The sequence below is a fragment of the Wolbachia endosymbiont (group A) of Pipizella viduata genome (genome assembly GCF_964028555.1).
In the GTDB taxonomy this organism is placed as follows: domain Bacteria; phylum Pseudomonadota; class Alphaproteobacteria; order Rickettsiales; family Anaplasmataceae; genus Wolbachia.
Map to the genome: position 1 here is coordinate 880039 of NZ_OZ034787.1, position 19379 is coordinate 899417.

General features: G+C 35.4%; 18 protein-coding genes. 11 read left to right on the forward strand and 7 right to left on the reverse strand.

The features are described 5' to 3' along the window. Positions 1–118: 118 nt before the first annotated feature. The gene (locus ABWU50_RS04165) at positions 119–409 is read left to right on the forward strand and encodes a GIY-YIG nuclease family protein (protein ID WP_007549156.1); all 291 of its coding nucleotides are present in this window, start codon (positions 119–121) and stop codon (positions 407–409) included. 372 nt (positions 410–781) lie between these two features. On the opposite strand, the gene ABWU50_RS04170 is transcribed toward ABWU50_RS04165, so the two are convergent. Continuing rightward, positions 782–4351 carry a UvrD-helicase domain-containing protein gene (locus ABWU50_RS04170; RefSeq protein ID WP_353275396.1) on the reverse strand — a complete coding sequence of 1190 codons (3570 nt, stop codon included), beginning with the start codon at positions 4349–4351 and terminating at the stop codon, positions 782–784. A gap of 81 nt (positions 4352–4432) precedes the next feature. Here ABWU50_RS04170 and ABWU50_RS04175 point away from each other — a divergent pair, with 81 nt between their 5' ends. From ABWU50_RS04175 to pstB, 8 genes are all read left to right on the forward strand, one after another. Further along, complete coding sequence (locus ABWU50_RS04175) at positions 4433–5299, forward strand: 4-(cytidine 5'-diphospho)-2-C-methyl-D-erythritol kinase (RefSeq protein WP_353275397.1); 867 nt, start codon at positions 4433–4435, stop codon at positions 5297–5299. A 4-nt stretch (positions 5300–5303) separates the two neighbouring features. Beyond that, positions 5304–5660: an Mth938-like domain-containing protein gene (locus ABWU50_RS04180; RefSeq protein ID WP_253307338.1), complete on the forward strand. Its 357-nt coding sequence runs from the start codon at positions 5304–5306 to the stop codon at positions 5658–5660. A 1-nt stretch (position 5661) separates the two neighbouring features. Further along, a complete protein-coding gene (locus ABWU50_RS04185; RefSeq protein WP_353275398.1) occupies positions 5662–6471 on the forward strand; it encodes a metal ABC transporter permease in 810 nt (269 codons plus the stop codon). Positions 6472–6602: 131 nt separating this feature from the next. After that, positions 6603–6791, forward strand: a complete 189-nt coding sequence (locus ABWU50_RS04190) for a hypothetical protein (protein ID WP_353275400.1) — start codon at positions 6603–6605, stop codon at positions 6789–6791. Positions 6792–6796: 5 nt separating this feature from the next. Beyond that, positions 6797–7813, forward strand: coding sequence for a DNA polymerase III subunit delta (holA, locus tag ABWU50_RS04195; protein WP_253307336.1), 1017 nt, complete (start codon positions 6797–6799; stop codon positions 7811–7813). A 170-nt stretch (positions 7814–7983) separates the two neighbouring features. Beyond that, entirely contained in the window at positions 7984–8877 is an 894-nt protein-coding gene (locus ABWU50_RS04200; RefSeq protein WP_353275402.1) for an Rpn family recombination-promoting nuclease/putative transposase, read from the forward strand. Between the two features lie 462 nt (positions 8878–9339). Continuing rightward, complete coding sequence (gene dapB / locus ABWU50_RS04205) at positions 9340–10134, forward strand: 4-hydroxy-tetrahydrodipicolinate reductase (protein ID WP_353275404.1); 795 nt, start codon at positions 9340–9342, stop codon at positions 10132–10134. Further along, the gene (gene pstB, locus ABWU50_RS04210; protein ID WP_264735555.1) at positions 10131–10889 is read left to right on the forward strand and encodes a phosphate ABC transporter ATP-binding protein PstB; all 759 of its coding nucleotides are present in this window, start codon (positions 10131–10133) and stop codon (positions 10887–10889) included. The genes dapB and pstB overlap by 4 nt, the downstream gene beginning before the upstream one ends. 379 nt (positions 10890–11268) lie before the next feature. Here pstB and rmuC read toward each other — a convergent pair whose 3' ends face one another. Further along, positions 11269–12600, reverse strand: a complete 1332-nt coding sequence (gene rmuC, locus ABWU50_RS04215) for a DNA recombination protein RmuC (protein WP_353275407.1) — start codon at positions 12598–12600, stop codon at positions 11269–11271. 169 nt (positions 12601–12769) lie between these two features. Here rmuC and ABWU50_RS06870 point away from each other — a divergent pair, with 169 nt between their 5' ends. Together ABWU50_RS06870 and ABWU50_RS06875 are read left to right on the forward strand one after the other, a co-directional pair. Continuing rightward, the gene (locus tag ABWU50_RS06870) at positions 12770–12916 is read left to right on the forward strand and encodes a GIY-YIG nuclease family protein (protein ID WP_410542060.1); all 147 of its coding nucleotides are present in this window, start codon (positions 12770–12772) and stop codon (positions 12914–12916) included. Next, positions 12904–13059, forward strand: a complete 156-nt coding sequence (locus tag ABWU50_RS06875; protein WP_410541937.1) for a hypothetical protein — start codon at positions 12904–12906, stop codon at positions 13057–13059. Before ABWU50_RS06870 ends, ABWU50_RS06875 begins: the two co-directional genes overlap by 13 nt. A 152-nt stretch (positions 13060–13211) precedes the next feature. On the opposite strand, the gene ABWU50_RS04225 is transcribed toward ABWU50_RS06875, so the two are convergent. The 5 genes from ABWU50_RS04225 to ABWU50_RS04245 all read right to left on the reverse strand — a co-directional run bounded on the left by ABWU50_RS04225 (position 13212) and on the right by ABWU50_RS04245 (position 19353). Beyond that, complete coding sequence (locus ABWU50_RS04225; protein WP_264735561.1) at positions 13212–13547, reverse strand: hypothetical protein; 336 nt, start codon at positions 13545–13547, stop codon at positions 13212–13214. Positions 13548–13916: 369 nt separating this feature from the next. Further along, positions 13917–15116: a phage major capsid protein gene (locus ABWU50_RS04230; RefSeq protein ID WP_353275409.1), complete on the reverse strand. Its 1200-nt coding sequence runs from the start codon at positions 15114–15116 to the stop codon at positions 13917–13919. A 579-nt stretch (positions 15117–15695) separates the two neighbouring features. Further along, the gene (gene pyrF, locus ABWU50_RS04235; RefSeq protein WP_353275411.1) at positions 15696–16364 is read right to left on the reverse strand and encodes an orotidine-5'-phosphate decarboxylase; all 669 of its coding nucleotides are present in this window, start codon (positions 16362–16364) and stop codon (positions 15696–15698) included. A gap of 36 nt (positions 16365–16400) precedes the next feature. After that, positions 16401–17741 (reverse strand): hypothetical protein, encoded by a 1341-nt coding sequence (locus tag ABWU50_RS04240; RefSeq protein ID WP_353275413.1) that lies wholly within the window; start codon positions 17739–17741, stop codon positions 16401–16403. Positions 17742–17823: 82 nt separating this feature from the next. Next, positions 17824–19353: a hypothetical protein gene (locus ABWU50_RS04245; protein WP_353275415.1), complete on the reverse strand. Its 1530-nt coding sequence runs from the start codon at positions 19351–19353 to the stop codon at positions 17824–17826. Positions 19354–19379: the final 26 nt, after the last annotated feature.

Genomic DNA, 19379 nt, shown 5'->3' on the forward strand with positions numbered 1-19379 from the left:
AAGCTCGTCATCCCGCTACGTGTTAGCGGCACGGCGGGATGACGGTAAGTTTTATTGTGGCACGATGGTGTAGTATAATGTTGGTAAACCTCAGTTACTTTAGCTATAAACGATTAAGATGAAGTTATCATATATCTATATACTTACAAATAAAGCTAATAGCACATTATATATTGGTGTAACTGCAAATTTGATCAAGAGGATTTGGGAACACAAAAACAAAATTGTTTCAGGTTTTACATCAAGATATAATGTAAATAAACTTGTATATTTTGAAGAGTTTGAAGATATAAGTTTAGCTATTGCAAGAGAAAGGCGCCTGAAAGAATGGCCAAGGCAGTGGAAAATTAATTTGATCAATCAAAAGAATCCTAGCTGGGTTGACTTATATTACTTAGCTTTAAGATAGCTATGCTGAGATCCCGCTAACACGTAGCGGGATGACGGGAAAGGAGTAGCGGGATGACGAGAAAGGAGCAGCGGGATGACGAGAAAGGAGCAGCAGGATAACGGTTAAGTAATTCGTCATTCCGCTACGTGTTAGCGGATGAGATACCGCGAATGAATCGCGGTATGACGGTTCGTGGTGGCATGACGAGAAAGGAGTGGCGGTATGACGGTTCGCGGCGGCATGACAGTTAATTAATTCGTCATCCCGCTACTTGTTAGCGGGATCTAGAGATACCGCGAATGAATCGCGGTATGACGGTTAAGTAAGGGATCTATGCTAAGAGATACCGCGGGGTATGACATAGTAGCTATTTCTTGTAATCAAGTTTCGTTAAAGGTCAGATTGAATGGTTAAATCTTCCACCCAAATAACCACACACTCTACTTGCTTGTTTGGATATATTTCTTGTACTAAGGTTTTATAGGTCAGCATTTGCTTTTTTATTTCATTTAATAAGGAAACAGAAACGTTACGGTGTGATTTGTAGTCAATTATGATCGCTTTATCTTGCGTTATGCATAGCCTATCTAGTCGTACTAATACTGGTTCGCCATCGATTATTCCACTCAGTGTAATCTCTGATTTGCCCTCTAAGTCAAACAAATAGCCATATTTTTCATTAAAGGCCAATATTTTACTGTAAATTTCATCCTTATCTTCACTGGTGTTTATATTGTCAAGATATTTTCTGACCCAGTTTTTTCTCCTTTCTTTTTCTATCTTGGGCATATATTGTAATATGCTGTGGATTATTAAGCCTCTTGTATAACTGTCTTTCGTTTCAGCGCCACTTTCTGTCATTCCAGTACCCCTATTTGTCATCCAAGTAGCGGACACTGGGATCCAGGCTTCTTTTTCTCTGGATTCCAGCATCAAGTGCTGGAATGACACCGGAGAGTGAGTAGCTGATGCTGGTTCTCCTTCTTTTTTACTGGATTCCAGTGTCAAGCACTGGAATGACATTGATAGGTTTGGCGGAAGCGAAATGACTGGAACGTCAAAATAATCACGTTTTTTATAAATGTAAGGGTAGTTTGCGTTCACACATAGCACTTCAACTTTTTCTTTAAATATTGGCTGTAAGTATGCTTGTTTCTTTTCATATGGTTCTCCATACTGAGTGATTAGATCATACCAAGAGCCCTTTTGCACTGGCTCTTTACTTAAGATGTATAACTCATCTTCAGCACGTGTGAGTGCTACGTATAATAAACGCAAATATTCGTTATAATCCTCTAGTTTTTTCTCTCTTTTTACTTGATCACAATAAGCGTTATTGTTTTTTCCACACCAAAATGGCACTTCCGTTCCATCAAAGATAATGCTTTCACTGTTTCTTGGCACTGTGTTTGTATCAACCAAAAATACTATGGGAGCTTGCAGACCTTTTGATTTGTGAATTGTCATTATTCGCACAGCATTTCGTTCTGATTGCATATCATTCTTAATCTCCGGGTTATTCTCCTTGATCCACTGAACAAACGCTTGAAGAGATGGGTTTTCAAATTGCAACACAAGGTTCATAAATTCGTCTAGAACCTCGAAGCACTCAAGACCTAGCCTTGCAGCAAATTTCTTCTTACCTGTACGCAATATATGTGTAAATAGTGCAAGAGGAGACTCTATGCGAGATAAGTTAATGAGATAGTTTAATTCACTATAGATAACCACAGAATAATCCTGAATTCTTTCCCATAGTGAATGCTCTTTACGGTCATATGCAATGTTAAATAAATCATCCTCGGTAAAATTGAATAACGGTGATTTTAAAGCATTTGCAAGAGCTAGATCATTTGCCTGGAGGAGTAAAAATTCGGCCAAAGCTATTAAGTCCTGCACGGCTATATAGTCCATAATTCTAAAATAATCTCGGCCTACAACTGGCACGTTTGCTTTTTTAAGTTCGCTTATTATGTAATCAACTAACACGTTTCGTTGCCGTACCAGAATCACAATATCCCTTGGCTCTATATGGCGATCTTTAGCGACTAAAATCCGCCCTTCGTTTAACCAATTGTGAATTCTGTTGGCTATTGTTTGAGCAAGTAATCGGTCTGTTATTATATAATCTTTCCTGCATGTCAGAGGAATTTGTAAAGCTCGCTGTTCTTTCTCTTTACACTTTGGTAACGCTGGCCAAATTTCAATATATCCTTGATCATTTTCTCTATGTGGAACATGTTTTATTTCATTATCAACAAAAGATATTTCTGCGCGGAAGTTGTTAAATATTCTATCTACAAGCATTAAAACTTCTGGAGTTGAACGAAATGACTTTTCAAGTTGGCATGATATCCAATCTCTGCCACCAGTTTTCGTATGAAAGTATTGTTGCATGTAGTTGAATAGATGGGGATTTGCTCCTTGAAATCTGTATATGGATTGTTTTACGTCACCAACTACAAATAAGGTTCGCTTTTCATCATTACCGGCAAAAAATTCATCGCAGAGATTTGTTATAATTTTCCATTGGCTGATGCTATTGTCTTGTGCCTCGTCAACAAGGATGTGATCTATTTTTTGATCCAAGTTAAACAATATCCAATCTTTGTAGTTTGGATTGCTGAGAAGATTTGTTGCTAATCCAATTATATCATTGTAGTCAAGCAGTGCGTTTTTTGATTTTTCGCTACTGTATAGATCAACATATACTTTAAATATACCAAGTAAGCTACTGGTTCTCTTGAATATTTGATAAGAGTTCATGTCTTTTATATGAGTAAACACTACATTCTGAACGCTCTCTATTATTTGCTCTGCATCTCTAAATTTTTCCAAAGTACTTTTTGTTGCAATGGATGATATGCTCTTTTTTTCGTGCGATTCTGATTTGAGAAATACCTTGGCTAAATCTTCTATTCTGGTGTCTTTCCGCTCCATTCCGGTGTCATCCCAGTGCTTGACACTGGGATCCATATTTCTTTTTTTCTGGATTCCAGCGTCACGCGCTGGAATGACAGAGAGTGGTGGAATGATAGGAGATTTTACAAGGAATCTATTACACCAATCATAAAGTATTTCACTATAACTCTGATCTCTTTTACTGCCTTCACTTAATATCTCGGCTAATCTTTTTATGTGCTCAGTCGTTTCACTCTGTAAGTCATGAATTTCATCTGGAGCACTGAGTTTATCTTTGATATATTCTGAATCATTTTCTGATATCGATCTTTTTATACATAAAGTATAAAGCAAATCGCGTAGCTTATTTTCATCAAATTCAGCCGCAATAAGATTGATATCATCCTGCACAGTTTCGTTATGAAGCACTTTATTGAATATGATGGAATGTAATTCTTTACATTCACTCAGCGTACAATTTGGGGCGATGCCAGCTTCTATGGGAAAGTTGGAAATTAATTTGTAACAGAAAGCGTGTATGGTTTGTATAGTTAGACCAAGATTTTCCAATTCAGAGAAAAGCCTTCTTGCTCTTGTTAAATAATCTTTATTTTTTCTGGATCCCAGTGTCACGCACTGGGATGACAAATAGGGGTGCTGGGATGACGTCGAAGGGTGAGCTACTGGATTTTCACTTAAATCGTGATTATGTGGTGCTATCACCTCAGCATCATTCTCCGTTATTTCTGCGTCATCCCCTGTCATCCCAGTGCGTGACACTGGGATCCAGGTTTCTTTTTTTCTGATTTGCAATAGGTCTAGTTGTTCCAGATCCATTATTAATTCACTTTCTGAGCATATTGCCCACTTACTGAGTACGCTGTGAATGCGATTCTCCATCTCGTTTGCTGCAGCGTTGGTAAATGTTAAGCAGAGAATATTTCTTTTGTTTTCTAATAAAAGTCTCAATACTCTGTCTATTAAGATTTTTGTTTTGCCTGTACCAGCGGACGCATTTACCCATACAGAGAAATTGGGATTTATGGCATTTGATCTCATCAGAAGTGCGAAAACCTTATAGAAGTTGACTAAAATAGCATTATACATATAATGTAAAAATAATCTTAGTGAAGATATATAATGAAAAGTTTTTGTGTAAAGGCGCCTGCAAAAATCAATCTTTTTTTGCATGTTGTAAATAAGAAGGAAACAGGATATCACTTGATTGAAGGTTTATTTGTCTTTGCTAATCTTTTTAATTTTTTGGAAATAAAAGTAGGTGAGAAGTATTCTAGATACGATAACTCTACAGTTGAATTTGTAAATTCCGAACTTAGAATTAATAACAGGTACAACACCGTAATGAGAGCAGTTAATCTATTGCTTAGATATGCTCCTGCGCGAACTAAAGTCATTGTAAAGGTTGTGAAAAACATACCAATTGCTGCGGGTTTGGGCAGTGGCTCCTCAGATGCTGGAGCTGTGGTACGCATACTAGGGAAGCTGTGGAAGATTGATAGGACGATTTTAAATGAAATAGCTTTAAGCGTTGGTGCTGATGTTCCTGCGAGTATAGATAGCAAGCCAGTTTTTGTTAGAGGTATTGGTGAAGAGTTGTGTCCCATAAAAAAATTCTCTCTACCCACAAATATAGTACTGGTGAAGCCGAAAAAAAAGTTTTTGAGCACACTAGAGGTATTTTCCAAACATGAAGGAGAATTTTCTGAGCCAATTAAATGGAGCGATGACGCTGAAAAGGATTTGTTGAAGTTTCTTAAAGAGACGAGAAACGATCTTCAAGAGATAGCAGTAAGTCTTGTACCTGAAATTCAGGATGTGATATCAACACTTGAGTCACAAGAAGGCTCTATACTTTCTCGCATGTCAGGCAGTGGTGTATCATGCTTTGGAATATTCGATAGTGAGGAAAATGCAAAAGCTGCTGCAGTTAATATCAGAGAAAAGCAACCAGAATGGTGGGTATGTGACACTCAATTAATAGTTTGACTTTATGCCCTTAATTTCCGAGAATAAAAATCTTATAAATGGTTACAGGGAAGGAAAATTTTTGGTGAATAATAGAGAATATTGCGGCTCAATTATAGTTTTTCCTGAAAAGGTGATTAAATTGAAAGAAAGTGATATAAATAGCAAGGAACATTTTAAATCTTTTTTAACAGAGGAAATAGAAATTTTGATAATAGGTACTGGTAAAACACGCAATATACCAAGTTCTTCAGTGAAGTCCTATCTTATGGAACAAAAAGGTTTAAATTTTGAATTTATGACAACCGGTGCAGCATGCAGAACCCATAACGTTTTAATATCCGAAGATAGATTTGTTGTCAGTTATCTAATAGCCATATAGCATGCTTGAAATGTTTACCCAGGACTTTTTCATCAACAGTCTAGTTGCAGTAGTCGTAATTAGCCTAGTAACAGGCGCTTTAGGATCGTTTATGATATGGCAAAGGTTATCTTATCTTGGTGATAGTTTGTCCCATTCTTCGTTGCTTGGTGTTGCACTTGCTTTAATCTTTAAGATTAGCCCATCGCTTAGCATAATGCTCATTGCAATTACATTTGCTATACTACTTTCTCTTAATTTTAACAGATTATATTCTGCTGATACGATATTGAACATTGTTACCAATGTAGTTTTATCATCGAGTTTAATACTTATGTCTTTTCTTCCATCGGGCAATAATAGTATTATTAGCTCACTGTTTGGTGATATATTAACGCTCGATCAAAGTGATATAATATTGATTTTTTTAATCTCTGTAATAGTTACTTTGATATTAATATTTAGATGGCGTTATTGGTTAATGATTTCAATTAATCAAGATTTAGCAGTAGTTGAAAAGATTAATGTTAATTTTGTTAGACTAGAATTTTTAATCACTCTTGCTATATTTATAGCAATTGCTGCCCAATTAATAGGAATATTACTCATTGCTGCATTTTTGCTAATACCAGCAGCATCTGCAAGGCTCATTTCGAAAACTCCAATGCAGATGATTATTGTTGCAACAGTTTTTTCTGTGATTTCTGGGATATCAGGTCTGATGTTATCTGCAAGTTTTGATTTGTTAACTGGACCTGCAATTATACTTGTTGCAGCCGTATATTTAATTATCGCTTATTTTATAAGGTTAGTATTAAACAGGTTGGCTTGATTTTAGTCTCGAATGTTAATAATTTTGTAATATACTCATTATAAAACATCACTATCTTAGCACAAAATAGTCTTTGCTATATTATTGTTTATGTGCTAATGATAAGCTGTTAATTTTATGGAGTAAGCAATATGAGCGAAGAAGGATTTTTTTCCAAATATATATCTCAACCTGTGAAAAAATTTTATAATTATATTACAGGAAAAACAGAAGAGTCGGATAATGTGCAGAGTACGGCAGATGATGTGCACAATATTGCGCAAGAAAACTCAGAGTCTTTGGATACTCATATACAATCAAATGAGAATGATATCATATAGATGGCATGAGGGTCATACCATCCAAAGTTAAAAAATTCCTAGAGAAACCTGATGCTTTAAGTGGTGTGTTAATTCATGGAAGTGATAACAGTAGGGTTGGTTTTTATGTACAAGAAATAATTGCCAATTTGGATGAGTATTCAGTTCAGGTGATGGATTTTGCAATAGTGAATAAGTCACCCGGTTTACTGTTTTCTGAATTGGCAAACATTTCGATGTTTACCAGCAAAAAATTAATTAAGCTGATAAATGTGAGTGGAGGTATATCCAAAGAGTTAAAAAACGTATTGGATTATAACGCAAGTGGTCACTATGTAATGATGGTAGCAAGTGATCTTCCATATAATTCTGCGACTAAAAGTTATATGGAGAGTTCAAAAATTTTTGGTGTGATTGCTTGCTATAAGGACAGCAACAGCAATCTTTATGACATTATATCAAGTTACTTAAAACAAAATGATATAAAATGCACAAATGAGATAATCTACCATTTGCAATCTTACTTTAATCATAGCAAGCTGCCTATATGTTCAGAACTTGAGAAGTTAGTTTTGTACTTAGGGGAGAGAAAAGACCTAAAACTTACTGATATAGAATTATGCTTTTCAACTTCCGGCAACGACTATGCTACACTTGATGATCTATGCTCTGCCATAGCAAGTAAAGATATGTCGCGCTTCATTAGAATTTCTGATGCATTGATATCGCAAGAAAATTTTTCACCGATAGCGCTAATTCGCATTATATCAAATTATTTCCTACGCCTTGAAAACGTTTTGCTGTCAGTGCAAGGTGGAATGAGTGAGCAGGCTGCGATTGATCAGCTAAGCCCTCCATTGTTTTTTAAACAATTGCAGAGCTTTAAATCTCATTTGAAAAGTTTGCAACTTTCAGAACTTAAAAAGATTTTGGAAGAATTGATAAGCTTAGAAGTTACCTGTAAAAAAACTGATTTAGATCATAAAATGATTTTTCAGCAGGTGATTTGTCATATTACAAATACAATTACTTGCTATAGCTAATAAAGATAAGGTGTAACCAGACTGCATTCTGTGATTTTTAGCAAAACATGATCTTTCATTTGAGCTTTCTTCAATTTAAAATAAATACAGAAACTAGCTATCTTCAAAAATATGGTTGAATAATTGTTAATAATAGTGTATAATTATTAATATTTTCAAGCATTTTTGCCATGGCTCTTTCAAAATTTCTCGATCCTCGCAATGATTTGTGTTTCAAAAAAATCTTTGGAACGGAAAAAAATAAGAATATCCTGATCCACTTTTTGAACGATATTTTAGGGTTTACTGAGATAAATGCAATACAAGAAGTTGAGTTTCTTAGCACTATTATGGATCCCGAAGTTGCCTCTGATAAACAAAGTATTGTTGATGTTCTCTGCAAGGATTCTCACGGAAATAGATGTATAGCAGAAATGCAGCTCGCTAGAGACAAGGGCTTCGAAAAACGCGCTCAATTATATGCCGCTAAAGCCTACTCAAGACAATTAGATAAATCTGGCAACTACATTGATTTAAAGAAAGTCTTCTTTATTGCTATATCAAATTTTAACTTACTTCCTGAAGAAGTTGGTTATATTTCTACTCACAATATACGTGATATAAAAACTAACGGCCATTACTTAAAAGATTTTCAATTTATCTTTATAGAATTGCCCAAATTTTCAAAAAGTAAAGTAGAGCAGTTAGAAAGTATAGTAGAAAGGTGGTGTTTCTTTTTTAAATACGCAGAAGAAACAACAGAAGAGGACTTAAAAGAGATAGCAGAAAAAGCGCCAATAATAAAGCTAGCATATGATGAATTAGACAAGTTTCGTTGGAACGAAAAAGATTTAGTAGCTTACGAAGAAAGAATAATGGATCTACGGAAAGAAGAAGCCATTCTTGAATACAGACTTGATCTTGCTGAAGAGAAAGGTATACAAAAAGGTATAGAGAAAGGAAAAATTGAAGGGAAAATTGAAGTCGCAAAAGCAATGCTGGCTAATAATGTTGATGTCAACACTATTGTCAAGTTTACTGGCCTTTCTATTAGTGAGATTGAAGAATTAAGTGGAAATCTGTGAACGGTTACACTTGGAAAACCTTTGTGGCATAATTTAAGTGGGCAGCGTAGTCTACGATTACCGCATAATTTACTATATAGATATTCCAGAACATATAGACTTCAATTGAACACAGAAAAGATTCTTATCAAAGTTAATTACCCTTATTGTCAATAACTATTAGCTACAGACCAGTTCTTGTTAAGTTACAGTAAAGAAATGAGTCATATATAGCTAAACTGACTTAGATTTACCGACAATTTGAAAAACCGTCATTCCGCTACTAGTTAGCGCCGCGGCGGTATGACGTGTTGCTTGGGTCAGCTATAGCTAAAGTAACTTAGGTTCACCGACAATCGTCATTCCGCTACTAGTTAGCGGAATCTATCCGCAACGGCATGACGTGTTGCTTGGGTCAGCTATAGAATATAGATCAGAAGTGACAGAGCTTAAAAAAAGGCCTAATATAACACAAAAAGCTTTATGAAAATCAGAGTTGGAGTAATAGGCTGCTTAGGCAGAATGGGCAAGAAAATACTCAATGAATTAATTACAAATGCCGAAGTGGAAATAGCAGGTGCTGTTGCCCGTTCAGGCAGTAAGTACATGGGCTTAGATATTGGACCAATTATAGGCTGCGGTTCCAATCTAGGAATTAAAATTACAAGTTCTATGAGTGGCATATTTGAGTCATCTGACGTTGTAATAGATTTTACAACTAAAGAATGTATGTTAGACTGCCTTAAAGCATCTGTAAAATTTAAAACACCGCTAGTTAGTGGCACAACTGGAATAGAAGGTGTCGATTTAAAAGAGTATGCTGCTGAAGTTCCAATATTATGGTCAGCAAATATGAGTGTTGGGGTTAATGTGTTGCTGAAATTGGTAAAAAAAGCTGCTGAGCTTTTAGGTAATGAATATGACGTTGAGATTTGGGAAATGCATCATAACTTAAAAAAGGATTCACCATCTGGAACAGCTATAGAACTTGGCAAAACAATTGCTAACGCTTCAAAAGTGGATTTTCAGTCCAATCAATATTTACATAGTGGTTCAAACATAAGAAAAAAGGGGGGAATAGGTTTTGCAGTATCTCGTGGAGGTGGAGTAATAGGAGATCACAGCGTGATGTTTGTTAATTCTGATGAACGGATAGAACTAAACCACAAAACAATTGATCGCACAACATTTGCTAGAGGAGCTGTTCAAGCAGCAGTATGGCTATATGAAAATAAAAGAGAAATTCCGGGGCTCTATTCAATGCAGGATGTGATATGAGCAATACACGTGCCTCTGTTAAAGATTTAAATCTCTGGTATGGCTCTAAGCAAGTTTTATTCGATATAAATTTGAATATTTATAAAAGAAAAGTTACTACTTTTATCGGACCATCCGGGTGCGGTAAATCAACATTTTTGCGTTGTTTTAATCGTATGAATGACTATGTACCTGGATGCAAAACTGTTGGTGAATTAGATATCGATGGGCTGGGTGATATATATTCACGCGATATGGATGTTGTGCTACTCAGAGCAAAAGTTGGCATGGTATTTCAAAAGCCAAATCCTTTTCCAAAATCAATATACGACAATGTTGCTTATGGACCAAAACTGCATGTTATGGCGAAGGATAAGCAAAAATTGAATGAGATGGTGGAAAATAGTTTAACCAAGGTTGGTTTATGGGAAGAATTAAAAGACAGATTGCAAGATAGTGCACTCGATTTATCCGGTGGCCAACAACAGAGGCTATGCATCGCTCGCGCAATTGCAGTGAAGCCAACTATTTTATTAATGGATGAACCGTGCTCCGCTCTTGATCCAATGGCAACCAATGCAATCGAAAATCTTATACAAGAGCTGAAATTAAGGTTTACTATAATTATGGTAACTCATTCAATGAAGCAAGCTAAAAAGTTATCTGATAGTGTAATTTTCTTTCATAATGGCAGAATTGTTGAGTCTGGAAGCACTCAAGAAATATTCGAAAATGCTCAATCTCCCTTAACAAAGGAGTATATCCTGGATCATTAAATTTCTGTCATCAAAGTAGCTTGGCTACTTTAAAAAATGTATCCGTATGCCGTATTTGTCATTCAGCATGGTATAGCTAAACTGACTTAGATTTACCGACAACCGTCATCCCGCTGCTTGTTAGCGGGATCTATAGCTAAAGTGGCTTAGGTTTACCTACAATTTGAAAAACAACAAATTCGTCATTCCGCTACTAGTTAGAGCCGCGGCGGTATGACGTAGGGAAACCTTTCTTGGGTTAGCTATAGAGATACCGCCGCGGTATGACGTACTGACTTGCACTAGCTATAGATCTAAAGTGAAACTTGAGTGAGAAATATTTAAGTAATAATTTTCCGCCACAAACAATACTTTCTTTGTTTGCTAGTGCAATAGAAGTCTAATCTACTTTCAATTCCCCAGTATGTAAACTGCGCGGTAAGGACTCTAATTCCTTTGCAGCACTTAAACTTTTATTTTTTGCATGTATACCAAGCTTATTGAATTCTCGGGCAGCAGGAAACACCCTTGCTTCAAGCGAACCAGCAGTTTTATTATAATGATCGACAGCACTTTTTAAGCTCCTGCGCAAATTATCAAAGTTTTCGCCCATTGTGCAAATGCGCTCATATAAAATATGACCTAGTTCACTGATTTTCTTTGCATTTTCAGCTATCATCTCTTGCTTCCATCCATATGCTATTGCTCTCAGCAACGCAATTAGAGTGATCGGTGTTGCAATGATCACTTTTTTTTCCACTCCAATCTCTATCAAAGCAGGCTCATATTCCAGTGCTGCGCTAAAAACCCCCTCCCCTGTTAAGAAAAGCACCACAAGTTCTGGCATATTTTCAAATTGATTCCAATACTCTTTTTTACCCAAGTCATTTATGTGTTTTTTTATTGCCAGGGAATGATTCTTTAATTTCTCCTTTTGTATTTGCAAATCATTTTGTGATATAGCATCCATGTAAGAATCAAGCGGCACTTTAGCATCTATTATTATTTGCTTTCCAGATGGCATTTTGATTATTAAATCAGGACGCAATAAATTATCCTCGTTTTTATCAACCACTGACGGCTGAGTAAAAAAATCGCAATATTCAATCATTCCCGCCATTTCTACCACTCTCTTTAACTGCATTTCACCCCATTTTCCTCTAATGTGGGGCTTTCTCAAGGCATTAGCAAGGCTAGAAGTTTGGTTCATCAGCGCTCCAATTTGCTCCTTTAAACCTTCATAGGCCCCTACCCTCTCCTTTTCTAGCTCACGTATTTCGTTATCGAATTTTTCTAATTTTTCTTTTATTGGCGTTACAACTTCGTTGATCGTTGCTTGTCTTTTTTTAAAATCGCTTTCCGTTTCTTTTAATTTACTATCGATTACTTCCTTCGCTAAGTTCAGAAAATTATTGTTATTTGTCTGCAAAGCATCAAGAGAGAGCGCTTTAAAAGTGTTTGTTAATCTCTCCTCTGCTTTTGTTAGTAACTCTATTTCCTTTTTCTTTTCCTCACGTTCTTTTTGCAGAGTTACTTCAAGCTCTGCTCTTTTGACCCTTAAATCAACTATTTCTTCATTCTTTGTAAGTAAAGTTTGCTTTGTTTCTTGAAGCTCACGCTCTAATTTACATAAATTACCCTCAAGGTTTGCTTTCTTTTCGCTCAGTTTTTTTACAATAATGTAGAAAAATAGTAATAGAGAGACAACCAGAGCTATAGAATTGAAAAGCATCAGAATAAAAGAACTGCGTTTACAATTCTATATGATTTTTGTGTGTATAGCTATAAGTAACGACGTCATACCGCACACAACTGTACGAATGTCTAGTTTAGTTATAAAATGTATATAAAATATTAACCGCTGATGTCATCCCAGTGCGTGACACTGGGATCTAAATTTTATGAAAAACTATTATATTTATATACTTGCAAGTAGACACAATAAGGCTCTATATATAGATATTACGTCGAATTTAATTAAACGAATTTGGGAGCATAAGAACAAGGTTATTCCCTGTTTACATCGAAATATAATGTGCATAAATTAGTTTATTTCGAGGAATTTCAAGATGTAGATTCGGCTCTTAATAGAGAAAAACTTTTAAAAAGTTGGAAAAGAGAATGGAAAGTCGATTTAGTTGCAAGAAAAAACCCAAATTGGTATAATTTATATTATGAAATCACGAAATGAGATCCCAGTGTCACGCACTGGGATGACACAAGTAGGAGCTGGGATGACAACGTTCATACAGTTTGCACGGTATGACGTACTTATTTATATAGTATAATATAAAAAAAAGAACACCTAAAGAGGTGCTCTTTTTGAAGAGTTTGCTACAATGATTATGCATTAACTGATAGATCATCACCAACAGTGTGTTGTTCTGCTTCTGAATTAGTAGTTTCTGAATTTGGTAACCAAGGTTGGTTTTCTTCTGCATCAAAAAACCCCTCTTCTAAAGCAGAAGGTGAGTTTGCTCCCTCTGGAATAACAATATCATTAATAGCAGTACCATTAACTTGAGATTCACTTGGTACTTGACTTCTCGGTTGACTAGTTCCACCTGCTTGATTTGTCTTGTTACCAGACTTCCACCCTGATGAAATTTTTCTTGCAATCCATGAAATCCCTGTGTGATCAGCAATCCACTTAAAAAACTTTTTTATGTTTTTCCACATATTTTACTCCTTAAATTAATAATAAATTAACTGAATTATTTCATAAATAGTATAACATGTCAACTATTTTTTACTTTAAAGAGAAAATAGACTTCTCACATTATATAGCTAACCCAAGAAAGGTTTTCCTACGTCATACCGCGATTTATTCGCGGTATCTCAGCATAGATTCCGCTAACAAGTAGCGGAATGACGAATTTTTGTTTTTCAAACTGTCGGTAAATCTAAGTCAGTTTAGCTATATGTGTCAAGCACTGGAATGACATCGTCGTAACATTATACCGTATTACAATGTTCGTACAGTAAGCCATAGGATGGAGCTATACAAAAAGAAGTAAAACGGCTCTAAAGATGATGCTATAGAAGTTTTTAGTACTTGCTCGCAACTTTCAACAATTTAATAGCACTGGTGTTTACAACCTCTCCGCCGACACGCTTAGTGACAAAAAACCTCACATAAGGTTTATTCGTATAAGGGTCTCGTAATATTCTCATTCCTCTGTTATCTACAATCTTATAAGCTTGTTTGAAATCTGCCATCGCAATTACCGGTAGCTGATTGTTTGGCACCGGTGGCATATCGGCAGATTGATATACTGGCACTCCCATTAAGGTATCTGGAGCTTCAAGCGACAAACTTGGTTGCCAAAGATATTGACCTGTTTGAGCTTTTAGTAGCCTAACATTCTTCAACGTACTCCTGTTCATCAAAAATGATGCATTTTTGGAATAATATTCATCCAGAGAGTAATACAATATCATTATTGAATCGCTATCTAATTTTTCAGTTTTAACTTGCTCTATTTTATTGTAGCCCTTTCCATCATCATAAGCTAAAATTCCTTTGGGTTGAAAAGTGCCATCACCCTTAATGAAGGCTTCGTTTTCTTTCTTACTAAAAGTCTCGGCAATCTTTTCCACCAGCCAACTCTCAACATCGACAAACGCATCATCGAGTAACTTTTGTGATATCTGTGGTTGAGCATATAACTCGTAAGTCGTGATAGAAATCTTTTGGATTTTAGGCGTGTCCGTATCTTTTGCAAAATCATACTTAGATTTATTGCCACCGTCCTCATCATCTACTGTTTCACTGCTCCAACCTGCACCGGCACGGTCAAAATCTTCTATAATGTAATCCAATGTTTCAGTAGAGATTCTTTGACTGGAGCATATTTGTCGCATTGGGGACGAATCAGTTACGCGCTTGTTTATGCGTTTTACAATATGCGGAGTAACTAGATACCCTCCGATATCATTATCATCTCCACTGAGGGTTTTGTGTGATAAACCGCTTTCCATTCCCTTGCGGATATAATCAGAAAAATATTTATCACTTGTGCTAAAATCTGTATTTACTTCTGGACGTTGAGCTGCAGTTTCGATCAAGTCTAAACGCTCTTTGCAACTATCAATGGCATTATTTACCTTGCATAGCTGCTCAATCGTTGCAGAATCAGCACGCCCTTTGCTCTCAATTTCTTTTAATTTGCGATCATTTATTAATTTAAATTGCTCCCATGATGAAGCGAGTTCATTAATACGGTGAGCGATATCGGTAAGTGACATAATAGCCTCCTTTGAAAATAAAATTAGAATGGAAATAAGGTAATAGGAATGGCACCCATAGATGTTTCCCACAGTTGTACGAATATTGCAATATGGTACATAGTAAACGATGTCATTCCAGTGTCTGGGCACATAACTGTACGAACATTGTAGTTTGGGAGCAATTCCCTACCATTGGGGTGTCATCCCAGTGCCCAGACACTGGGATCCAGCTTCTATGCAACTTAATTAAAAACGTTTGTTTTAGCGTAAGACAACTACCTTTAGCTCATCAGCTCAGTTATAAGCAAAATTTCTGGATTCCAGACTGGAATGACATCATCTGTTGTGCAATTTATCTTCAAAAATGAATATTCGTACAGTTATGTGCCCAGACACTGGCATGACATCATTTGTTTATCTGTTGAAAATGTAAATCGGAAAATAGCGTGGCACTTTGTACCACGCTTAGTGGTGTAAGCTTAATCCAGTAATTAAATTAAGCGAGGTAAAACAAAATATAACAACAATATATAATGTTCGTTTTTTTATGTCAAGCACTTTTTTTATCTGCTTCAAACTTTTTTTTATCTGCTTCGATTAGATAAGGGATTTCAATATTAATTCTGCACTACTTGCAGTTTTTGTAATGGGTCTGCCAATGACGATATAATCAGCTCCTAAATTTATTGCTTCTCTTGGTGTTGCTGTTCTTTTTTGGTCGTCATGACCTGGATCTATACGAATTCCTGGAGTAATAATTTTCAAGTCTTCACCGCATTCTCGGCGCACTTCTTGAGCTTCTAGTGCAGAACAGACTATTCCATGGAGTCCAATCTTTTTTGCAAGCTTTGCAAGCAAAATTACCTGTGATTTTACCTCTCTTGCTACTCCAAGCTCGTTTAAATCCTCATTGCTCATACTAGTTAGCACTGTCACTCCAATCAGCTTTATTTTTGTGCCTTGCACCACACTTAGCGCTTCTTCAAGCATTTTTGTTCCACCGCTGATGTGCAGAGTTAACATTTCAATGCTCAGAACTTTTATTACTTCAACTGTTTTAGCTACAGTGCTCGGAATATCATACAATTTCAGATCTAAAAAAATTGGTACATTGCATTTTGCAACTTCTTGCACTCCAGAGAGACCATGAGCAGCAAAAAATTCTAATCCCAGCTTTACCATGCCAACTTTACCACGCAGAGTATTAGCTAGAGAAATAGCCTTATTTAAGTCTTGTGTATCCAGTGCGCATATTATTGGGTTCATTATCTTGCATAATTTTTTTTATAATAAAGCTAATTATTATGTTTTGCAAATACCTTCACTCTGACTACGTTCATAAGATTCTGTCAATAGTGAATTTGGCAATTTGATCGGAATGGATGAGCGACTGTTATATCCAGAATCTTCCAGTAAAAAATCAAACGTTTCCTCTGATGGTGATTCACATCTAGAATCTTCACCTGGCATAAATTGCATAATTTCCTTCAATATAAACTTTATTTTTTGAGTCTCCTGTAATATTATTTTTCTACTATGATCTCCGATCGCTTCATTAGCGTTTACCAATTTTTCTACCTTGTCTATCACAGATTCTAACATTTCCAGTAAATAACCCTTTTTTTCTTCTGCATTTCTCAACAAACCTTCTTCAAGTTGTTCTATTTGAGCGTCTTGCTTCAAAAGTAAATTTTTTAAACTTTTCACCTCATTGTTACAATCTTTTCTTATTCCATCTAACTTAAAAGACTGATTTTCAATTAAATCATTTGCTTCATCTAACTCTTCAAATTTCTTTTTTAATTCTTGAGATAAGTTTTTATTTTTCTGATTAATTTCTTTAAATCTATATTGTAATTCATCTAATTCTACACAAAGTTCTTCTTGTCTTTTATGTAATTCTTCTTTTTTTTCACATAATATATGTTTTTCCTTACACAATTTTTCTATTTCCTTATCTAATTTCTCTATTTCCTTATATAATTCTTCATTTTTTAATTCTGCATGTTTATTATTGTCTATTTTCCTTTTCAATTCCGTTATGCGTTTTTCTTTTTCAGCTAGATTACCTTCTTTTTCTTGTAAATGTTCACGTAAACGCGAGATTTCATAAAGTAATTCTTCTTCTTGCTTACCAAGCTCATCTTTTTCCTTCGTTATCTTTTTCAATTCGTCTGTTATTTCAAATATGTGATTCGCTTTGGCTTCTAATCTTTTCTCTAAAGATTTTTTTTCTTCAAGAAGAGATTCTCTCTCAACTTCTGACTCATTTACTTTCTGATCCAATTTTTTTGCTCTCTTGTTTAAATTTTGCTTTTCTCGAGTTAATTCACGTGATTGATTCTTTAATTTTTCCACTTCTTTGTTTGCAGCTTCTTCAGCTTCCTTTCCTAGAGTTATTTTATTTTCTAACTCTTGCTCTTTCTGAGCGAATTTACTTCTCTCAACCTCTATTTTTTTATTATTACTAATCATTTTATACGAAAGTGCAAGCACCAAAACAGATAATGCAGCTAAAGCAAGAATTAGAGGAAGAGGCACATTAGAAGTTACAGTAAGCGCTAAAGATGTAAGTAACGTAAGAGTAGCTAAGGAACTAGCTACAAAATAAAATGTGTTAGCTTTGTTAAACAAATTGCTCATTACTCCCCTCCCCTCATGAACAAAACTTCAGCAGTCTTGTATATATTTGTTAAGATTCTCTTATCTGTGGAGGTCCCTGCACTTACATCGTTAAGGTGTGATAGGAATTATTTGTTGCATCTCTAAAAAGCGATAAATTAGGGCTGCCGGTACTTGTATTAGGATTTTCGTGATTTAGTTGCTCTGAATTTTCTTTATTCTCATCCTCATCTTCCTTTTTAGGAGATAGAGATTTTCTAGAATATCTTCTTGGTTTGGATGTGCGAGGAGAAAGTGGTTTCGGGAAAGTTAGTCCATTAGCAAGCTTATTTTCACCTGTTCCTTCAAATTCTGATGAATGTTCACTTCTTATATCTGAAGAAATGGAATGACTAGGCTTGTCTTCCTTCCCAATTACTGCTTGCAGAGGTTTAACTTTTCCTTCCAAATCAGAATTACGTCTTCTTAATTTACTGCATTCGTCATCCAAATCTTTTTCGCTACTTTTCAACTTACTGTTATTATCGCGCAACTTTTCATTTCCTTTTCTTTCTTGATCCAAAAGTTTATTTAACTCTCCGATCTTATTAAGATCTTTAGTTTTTTCCTCTTCTAATTCCTTGCATAGTTTTTCTTTTTGTTCTAAATCTGCAGCTAGCTGGATCGTTTCTTGCGCTTTTTTACTTAACTCTTCTTTCAATCGTCTTTCTCTTTCTACTACATCCCTTAATTTAGGTTTTAAACAAGAAGTTTCGCCTTTTTCTTTTCTTAACTGCACTACTAATTCTTCTACTTTTTTCTTTCTCTCTTCTAAACATGTTTCCAATTCTGTTATTCTTTCTTCTAATAAAAGAGCTAAAGTTCCTTTATATTTTAATTCATGTAACTGCCTTTCTAAGGAATCTACTTCTTTTTGAGGTTGAGATAATTCCTCCATTAAAGAACCTACTCTTTCATTCAATCTTGCATTTTCATCACGTAAATCTTGGTGTTCAAGAGAAAGCATCTCCTCCCTATGTTTTAACTGACCTTTTACTTTTGCACTCAATTCTGTATTTTCATCGTATAAATCTTTGTTCTTATTATTAAGAGCACCTATTTTATCCTTTAATTCTCGGATTTGATTACCTTTATTATTTAACTCTTTTGTAGCACCATCTAATTGTTGTTTTGTGCTAGCCAATTGCCCCTTTAACTGATTTACTTCCTTTACTCTGTCTGCATCTTGCTTTTCTCGAGTTAATTCATTTAGTTGATTATTCAATTCCTCCACTTCTTTGCTTGCAGCTTCTTTAGCTTCTTTTTCTAGAGTTATTTTATTTTCTAACTCTTGTACCTTACTCTCAAATTGTTGTTTTACGCTTTCTAACTCTTGCTCTTTTTCAGCAAATTTATTTTTCTCAACCTCTATTTTCTTATTATTACTAATCATCTTGCATGAAAGTGCGAGTATCAAAATAGATAGTATAGATAAACTCAAGGCAACAGGAAGAGCTACATTAAAGACTGCAACTGAAGACAAGAACTCAACATAAGGGGCAACAGCAAGTGTCCCAGATGCAAGCAATACCAAAGTAGCAAAAGCACCAGCTATAAGATATGGTGCATTGGCTTTATTATATAAATCCCCCATTATTATTCCCTCACAACTAAAGTATT

Coding starts and splice junctions, on each gene's coding strand:
- rmuC (WP_353275407.1), bottom strand. CDS start 12,600: ATGCTTTTCAATTCTATAGCTCTGGTTGTCTCTCTATTACTATTTTTC.
- ABWU50_RS04185 (WP_353275398.1), top strand. CDS start 5,662: ATGCTTGAAATGTTTACCCAGGACTTTTTCATCAACAGTCTAGTTGCA.
- holA (WP_253307336.1), top strand. CDS start 6,797: ATGAGGGTCATACCATCCAAAGTTAAAAAATTCCTAGAGAAACCTGAT.
- ABWU50_RS06870 (WP_410542060.1), top strand. CDS start 12,770: ATGAAAAACTATTATATTTATATACTTGCAAGTAGACACAATAAGGCT.
- ABWU50_RS04225 (WP_264735561.1), bottom strand. CDS start 13,547: ATGTGGAAAAACATAAAAAAGTTTTTTAAGTGGATTGCTGATCACACA.
- ABWU50_RS04245 (WP_353275415.1), bottom strand. CDS start 19,353: ATGGGGGATTTATATAATAAAGCCAATGCACCATATCTTATAGCTGGT.
- ABWU50_RS04175 (WP_353275397.1), top strand. CDS start 4,433: ATGAAAAGTTTTTGTGTAAAGGCGCCTGCAAAAATCAATCTTTTTTTG.
- dapB (WP_353275404.1), top strand. CDS start 9,340: ATGAAAATCAGAGTTGGAGTAATAGGCTGCTTAGGCAGAATGGGCAAG.
- pstB (WP_264735555.1), top strand. CDS start 10,131: ATGAGCAATACACGTGCCTCTGTTAAAGATTTAAATCTCTGGTATGGC.
- ABWU50_RS04180 (WP_253307338.1), top strand. CDS start 5,304: ATGCCCTTAATTTCCGAGAATAAAAATCTTATAAATGGTTACAGGGAA.
- ABWU50_RS04200 (WP_353275402.1), top strand. CDS start 7,984: ATGGCTCTTTCAAAATTTCTCGATCCTCGCAATGATTTGTGTTTCAAA.
- ABWU50_RS04230 (WP_353275409.1), bottom strand. CDS start 15,116: ATGTCACTTACCGATATCGCTCACCGTATTAATGAACTCGCTTCATCA.
- ABWU50_RS04165 (WP_007549156.1), top strand. CDS start 119: ATGAAGTTATCATATATCTATATACTTACAAATAAAGCTAATAGCACA.
- ABWU50_RS04190 (WP_353275400.1), top strand. CDS start 6,603: ATGAGCGAAGAAGGATTTTTTTCCAAATATATATCTCAACCTGTGAAA.
- ABWU50_RS04170 (WP_353275396.1), bottom strand. CDS start 4,351: ATGAGATCAAATGCCATAAATCCCAATTTCTCTGTATGGGTAAATGCG.
- ABWU50_RS04240 (WP_353275413.1), bottom strand. CDS start 17,741: ATGAGCAATTTGTTTAACAAAGCTAACACATTTTATTTTGTAGCTAGT.
- pyrF (WP_353275411.1), bottom strand. CDS start 16,364: ATGAACCCAATAATATGCGCACTGGATACACAAGACTTAAATAAGGCT.